We start from the raw sequence: 5,583 nt of genomic DNA on the forward strand, positions 1-5,583 counted from the left end.
ACGACTTAAGTCGTAGCCGAGAACAGGCTCGGGACCGATGTGCGCAGCGCGCGGCTCGGGCAGGCTGGAGCCATGATCAAGGTTGAGAACCTCACCAAGCGCTACGGCGGCTTCACAGCCGTCGACGACGTCAGCTTCGTGGCCGAACCCGGCCGCGTGACTGGCTTCCTCGGACCGAACGGTGCCGGCAAGTCCACCACCATGCGGATGATGGTCGGCCTCACCCGGGCCGACTCCGGCCGGGTGACCATCGGCGGTCACGACTACCTCAAGATCCCGAACCCGGGCCGCCACGTCGGCGTCCTGCTGGACGCCTCGGCCCAGCACGCCGGCCGCACCGGTCGCGAGATCCTCGCCCTCAGCGCGGCCACCATGGGCCTGCCCGAGTCGCGGGTCGACGAGATGCTGCACCTGGTCTCGCTGACCGAGTCGGAGTCCAAGCGCCGGGTGCGCAACTACTCCCTCGGCATGCGCCAGCGCCTCGGCATCGCCAACGCGCTGATGGGCGACCCGCAGGTGCTGATCCTGGACGAGCCGGCCAACGGCCTGGACCCGGCCGGCATCCGCTGGATGCGTGGCCTGCTCAAGGGATACGCCGACCGCGGCGGCACGGTGCTGCTCTCCAGCCACCTGCTGCACGAGGTCGAGCAGGTCGCCGACGAGCTGGTGATGATCGGCCGCGGCACCATCGTCGCGCAGGGCAAGCCGTCGGAGATGCTGACCAACTCCGGCACCTTCTTCCGTGCCGTCGAGCAGGACCAGCTGATCGCCGCGCTGACCTCCTCGGGGATGGCGCCGGTCGCCGTCGCCGACGGCTTCCGCGTCGACGCCGACAGCCTGCAGGTCGGCAAGGTCGCCGCCAGCCTCGGCATCACCATGATCGAGCTCCGGCCCGCCGACGGCGGCCTGGAGGACCTCTTCCTCGAGCTCACCGCAGACACCCAGCGCGAGGCGTACCCCGCGGGTGCCACCACCACCGAAGGAGCCCAGGCATGAGCGCCGGAACCCTGGAGCCGGGCATGATCGACATCTCGGCGAGCAAGCGGCCCACGATGGCCAGGATGGTCGCGGTCGAGATCCGCAAGATGACCGACACCCGAGCCGGCCTGTGGCTGCTGCTGGCGATCGCGATCATCACCGTCGCGGTCAACACGTTGTTCCTGATCTTCTCCAACGACGACCTGCCGTTCCTGGCGTTCCTGCAGTTCTCGGCGATGCCGCAGGGCATCCTGCTGCCGGTCCTGGCAGTGCTGTTGGTCACCCAGGAGTGGGGCCAGCGGACCGGTCTGGTCTCCTTCGCCCTGGTCCCCGACCGGAGTCGGGTGATCGTGGCGAAGCTGGCGGCGGCGACCCTGTTCGTGATCGCCGCCTACCTGGTGGCGCTGGTGATCGCTGCGGTGCTGACGCCGATCGCCGGAGCCGATGACCCGTGGGAGGACGTCAGCGGCCCGTACCTGCTCCGGGTGCTGTTGGCCCTGCTGATCGGTGGCCTGTGGGGCTTCGCCTTCGGTCTGGCACTGCTGAACAGTGCCTTCGCGATCGTGGCCTACTTCGCCGTGCCGATGGTCGTCAGCATCGTGACGGCGATCTGGACCGCGGCCCAGGACAAGCTGCTCTGGTTCGACCTGTCCACCTCGTCGTCCCAGCTCTTCGACCCATCGAGCGTCAGCGGAGAGCAGTGGGCGCAGGTCGGCACCGGCGTGCTGATCTGGATCGTGCTGCCCATGGTGATCGGCTGGATGCGGGTGCAGAAGGCGGAGATCAAGTAGCCTTACCGGCTCCAGCACAGGGCCCGGTCCGCTTCGGCGGCCCGGGCCCTGTGGAGTTGTCGGAGGCGCCGTCTAAGGTCGAGCCATGACTCCCCGCGCTGACGGCCGTGCCGACGACGAACTCCGCCCGATCAAGATCACCCGCAACTGGCTGGACCACCCCGCGGGCTCGGTGCTGATCGAGTTCGGCGGCACCCGGGTGCTCTGCGCGGCCTCCGCCTCGACGGGTGTGCCGCGCTGGCGCAAGGGCTCGGGCCTGGGCTGGGTGACCGCCGAGTACGCGATGCTGCCGGCCTCCACCAACACCCGCTCGGACCGCGAGTCGGTCAAGGGCCGGATCGGTGGCCGCACCCACGAGATCTCCCGCCTGATCGGGCGCTCCCTGCGTGCCGTGATCGACTACCAGGCGCTCGGCGAGAACACCATCCAGCTCGACTGCGACGTGCTCCAGGCCGACGGCGGCACCCGCACCGCGGCGATCACCGGCGCCTACATCGCGCTGGCCGACGCCTGCGCGCACCTGGGCGTCTCCAACGCGCTGACCGGCTCGGTGGCGGCGGTCTCGGTCGGCATCATCGACGGCGTCCCGCGCCTCGACCTGCCCTACGTGGAGGACGTCCGCGCCGAGACCGACATGAACGTGGTGATGACCGGCGAAGGCGCCTTCGTCGAGGTCCAGGGCACCGCCGAGGGCGCCCCCTTCGTGCGCTCCGAGCTGGACGGCCTGCTCGACCTCGCCGCCAAGGGCTGTGCGGACCTCACCCGGATGCAGCGGGAGGCGCTGGCCGGTGCCTGAGCAGCCGCGGATCTTCCTCGCCTCGCGCAACGCCAAGAAGCTGCGGGAGATGGAGCGCATCCTGGCCCCCTTGGTGCCCGGCGTGCAGGTGCTCGGGCTCGACGACGTCGCCGACTACGACGAACCGGTCGAGGACGCGCCCACCTTCGAGGGCAACGCGCTGATCAAGGCGCGCGCCGGCGTCGCGGCGACGGGGCTGCCGTCGTTGGCCGACGACTCGGGGATCTGCGTGGACGCCCTGAACGGGATGCCGGGTGTGCTCTCGGCGCGCTGGTCCGGGCCGCCGAAGAGCGATCAGCGCAACAACGAGCTGCTGCTGGCGCAGCTGTCCGACGTGCCCGATGAGCGACGGGGCGGCCACTTCGCCTGCGCGGTGGCGCTCTGCCTGCCCGGCGGTGCGGAGCACGTGGTCGAGGGCCGGATGGACGGTCGCGTGATCCGCGAGACCCGCGGCTCGGGCGGCTTCGGCTACGACGTGCTCTTCGTCGCCGACGGCCACCAGCGCACTACCGCCGAGCTGAGCGTCGAGGAGAAGGACGCGATCTCCCACCGCGGCAAGGCGATGGCGCGGATGGCGCCGCTGGTCGCCGCAGCGCTCAGCCCTGGAAGGTCCAGCTCTCCCGCAGCTCGGTGAACTCCGCGAAGAGCTCGTCCTCCTCGCTGGCCTGCATGGTCAGCGAGACGGCGAAGGCGACGTCGTCGTCGACGAACAGGTAGGCGTGCTGGACCAGCGGCAGGTTGGCCGGGTTCTTGTCGTGCTCGAAGCGCATGCCGATCGCCTCGGAGCCGCCGAAGTCCACGTTGTCGGTGGGCAGCGGAGTGACGTCGCCGAGAGCACCGGTGACGGTCCGCTCCCAGCCGCTGCGCAGGTCCTCCGGCGTGGTGCCCGCCGTGATCGGCATCGTCTCGACGATGAAGTTGCCGGGCGACATCGCGAGGGCCTTGCCGGCCGCGGAGACGGTGTCGATGCTCGGCATCGAGCTGCCGCTCGCCTTGAACTCCTCGGTCACGTCGCTCCAGCCCTCGGGCAGGGTGTAGACGTAGCCCTTGCCGACGACCTGCGAGCCGTCGGCGGGCGGAGCGGTGGTCGGGTCGGCCTCGGTGGGCTCCGCCTCGGTCGGGTCGGAGTCAGCCGTGGGGCTGGGCTCGGTGCTCTGCGAGCTGGAGTCGTCGGTGGCCGACGTGTCGTCGTCCTCGTCGCCGCCGAGCATCACGATCGCGGCGACCACGCCGCCGACGATCACCAGCACCAGCGCGACCAGCGCCGCGATCAGCGGGCCGCGCGACTTCTTCGGCGGCGTCTCGTACGGGTTCTGCCCGAACTGCTGGAACTGGCCGGGCGGCGGGCCCCACTGGCCGGGCTGCTGGGCCGGGGGCTGCTGGCCGGCCGGCGGCTGCTGCCACTGGTTCGGCTGACCCGGCTGACCCGGCTGACCCGGCTGCTGGGGCTGCTGCCCCCACTGCGGCGGCTGTCCGCCGTTGGATCCGTCGCCCGAAGGATTGCTCACAGCGTTCTCCCGTTCGCGATGTGCACAGTGCCGTGCTCGGCATGCTGAGTGCGGTTCTTGAGATGAAGAGTGCCGAAGGGGGGACTTGAACCCCCACGCCCGAAGGCACAGGTACCTAAAACCTGCGTGTCTGCCAATTCCACCACTTCGGCAAAGGCGCCGTCAGTCTAGGACAGCGGCGCGGCGCTGCTCAGTCCAGGCTGAGGTCGCGGCGCAGCTTGGCGACGTGACCGGTGGCCTTCACGTTGTACTGCGCGACGGCGACCTTGCCCTCCTCGTCGACGACGACGGTGGAGCGGATCACGCCCTGGACGACCTTGCCGTAGAGCTTCTTCTCGCCGAACGCGCCCCAGGCGGTCATCACCGACTTGTCGGCGTCGGAGAGCAGCGTGATGGTGAGCGCGTCCCGCTCGCGGAACTTGGCCAGCTTCTCCGGCTTGTCCGGCGAGATGCCGAGCACCTCGTAGCCGGCCGCCTTCAGCGAGTCGAGGGAGTCGGTGAAGTCGCAGGCCTGCTTGGTGCAGCCGGGCGTCATCGCGGCGGGGTAGAAGTACACGATCACCTTGCGGCCACGCAGCTCGGAGAGCGTGACCGAGCCGCCGTCGTCGGTGGGCAGGGTGAAGTCGGGGGCGACGTCGCCGACGGCGAGCCGGGTGGATGCGGTCATCGAGAGTCCTTGTTTGCTGGGCGATCTGTGCAGGCCCCACGAACCTATCGCGTGATCTTGGTAGCCTGCGGAGGTGACCAACGAGATGAGCGCACTCGAGGCCGAGATGGAAGAGACGCGGGAGCGTCTTGCCAACACCATCGACCAGCTCGTGTACCGCGCGCACCCGAAGACGATCGTGAACCGCCAGGTGGCCGACATCAAGGCGCACTTCGTGGACGTCGAGACCGGCCAGCCGCGCACCGACAACATCCTCAAGGTCGTCGGCGGCGTCGTCGGCACCATCGTGGTGCTCGCGGTCATCCGCAAGATCGTCAACTGACCTGCCTCGCCCCTGCTGAGCCAGCCCCACTGAAACGGACACCGCTGTACCCGTGAGCGACAAGACTCCGATCAAGATGTTGCACGACCGCCTCCTCGTCGAGGTGGATGTGGAGGCGGGGGAGCGGCGCTCCTCCGGTGGCATCGTCATCCCGGCCACCGCAGCGATGGGTGCGCGGCGGCTCAACTGGTCCAAGGTGGTGGCGGTCGGCCCCAATGCCCGGGCCGTCGAGGTCGGCGACCGGGTGCTCTTCGACCCGGAGGACAAGGCCGAGGTCGAGGTGCACGGTGAGGTCTACGTGGTGATGCGGGAGCGCGACGTGCACGCGGTGGCCGCCGATCGGCTGGGCTCCGCGAGCACCGGGCTCTACCTGTAGGGCCCCCGATTTCTCGTTGTCGGCCCGGCCGGTGTAATGTTTTCTCTGTCGCCGGGAACGGCGGCGCGACAACAGAACATGCGCCATTAGCTCAATTGGCAGAGCAGCTGACTCTTAATCAGCGGGTTCGGGGTTCGAGTCCCTG

The 5,583-nt window shown here is 69.5% G+C and carries 8 protein-coding genes and 1 tRNA gene; 6 read left to right on the plus strand and 3 right to left on the minus strand.

Going from position 1 to position 5,583, the window contains the following annotated elements:
* The first annotated feature begins 72 nt into the window (after window positions 1-72).
* The 4 genes from ABD151_RS16220 to rdgB all read left to right on the plus strand — a co-directional run bounded on the left by ABD151_RS16220 (window position 73) and on the right by rdgB (window position 3,199).
* Window positions 73-996, plus strand: a complete 924-nt coding sequence (locus ABD151_RS16220; protein WP_343995830.1) for an ABC transporter ATP-binding protein — start codon at window positions 73-75, stop codon at window positions 994-996.
* A complete protein-coding gene (locus ABD151_RS16225) occupies window positions 993-1,769 on the plus strand; it encodes a hypothetical protein (protein WP_343995831.1) in 777 nt (258 codons plus the stop codon). The genes ABD151_RS16220 and ABD151_RS16225 overlap by 4 nt, the downstream gene beginning before the upstream one ends.
* An 85-nt stretch (window positions 1,770-1,854) precedes the next feature.
* Window positions 1,855-2,565: a ribonuclease PH gene (gene rph, locus ABD151_RS16230; RefSeq protein WP_343995832.1), complete on the plus strand. Its 711-nt coding sequence runs from the start codon at window positions 1,855-1,857 to the stop codon at window positions 2,563-2,565.
* Window positions 2,558-3,199, plus strand: a complete 642-nt coding sequence (gene rdgB, locus ABD151_RS16235; protein WP_343995833.1) for an RdgB/HAM1 family non-canonical purine NTP pyrophosphatase — start codon at window positions 2,558-2,560, stop codon at window positions 3,197-3,199. Before rph ends, rdgB begins: the two co-directional genes overlap by 8 nt.
* Here the strand turns inward: rdgB and ABD151_RS16240 are convergent.
* From ABD151_RS16240 to bcp, 3 genes are all read right to left on the minus strand, one after another.
* Window positions 3,162-4,073 carry a hypothetical protein gene (locus tag ABD151_RS16240; RefSeq protein WP_343995834.1) on the minus strand — a complete coding sequence of 304 codons (912 nt, stop codon included), beginning with the start codon at window positions 4,071-4,073 and terminating at the stop codon, window positions 3,162-3,164. The two genes, rdgB and ABD151_RS16240, sit on opposite strands and share 38 nt — an antisense overlap.
* 70 nt (window positions 4,074-4,143) lie before the next feature.
* A tRNA-Leu gene (locus ABD151_RS16245) sits at window positions 4,144-4,225 on the minus strand.
* 38 nt (window positions 4,226-4,263) lie between these two features.
* Entirely contained in the window at window positions 4,264-4,740 is a 477-nt protein-coding gene (bcp, locus tag ABD151_RS16250; protein WP_343995835.1) for a thioredoxin-dependent thiol peroxidase, read from the minus strand.
* Between the two features lie 73 nt (window positions 4,741-4,813).
* Here bcp and ABD151_RS16255 point away from each other — a divergent pair, with 73 nt between their 5' ends.
* Both ABD151_RS16255 and ABD151_RS16260 read left to right on the plus strand, forming a co-directional pair.
* Entirely contained in the window at window positions 4,814-5,062 is a 249-nt protein-coding gene (locus ABD151_RS16255) for a DUF3618 domain-containing protein (RefSeq protein ID WP_343995836.1), read from the plus strand.
* A 76-nt stretch (window positions 5,063-5,138) separates the two neighbouring features.
* Window positions 5,139-5,438, plus strand: a complete 300-nt coding sequence (locus ABD151_RS16260; protein WP_343996015.1) for a GroES family chaperonin — start codon at window positions 5,139-5,141, stop codon at window positions 5,436-5,438.
* Window positions 5,439-5,583 lie beyond the last annotated feature (145 nt).

It is taken from the genome of Nocardioides dubius (genome assembly GCF_039528155.1).
In the GTDB taxonomy this organism is placed as follows: Bacteria; Actinomycetota; Actinomycetes; order Propionibacteriales; family Nocardioidaceae; genus Nocardioides; species Nocardioides dubius.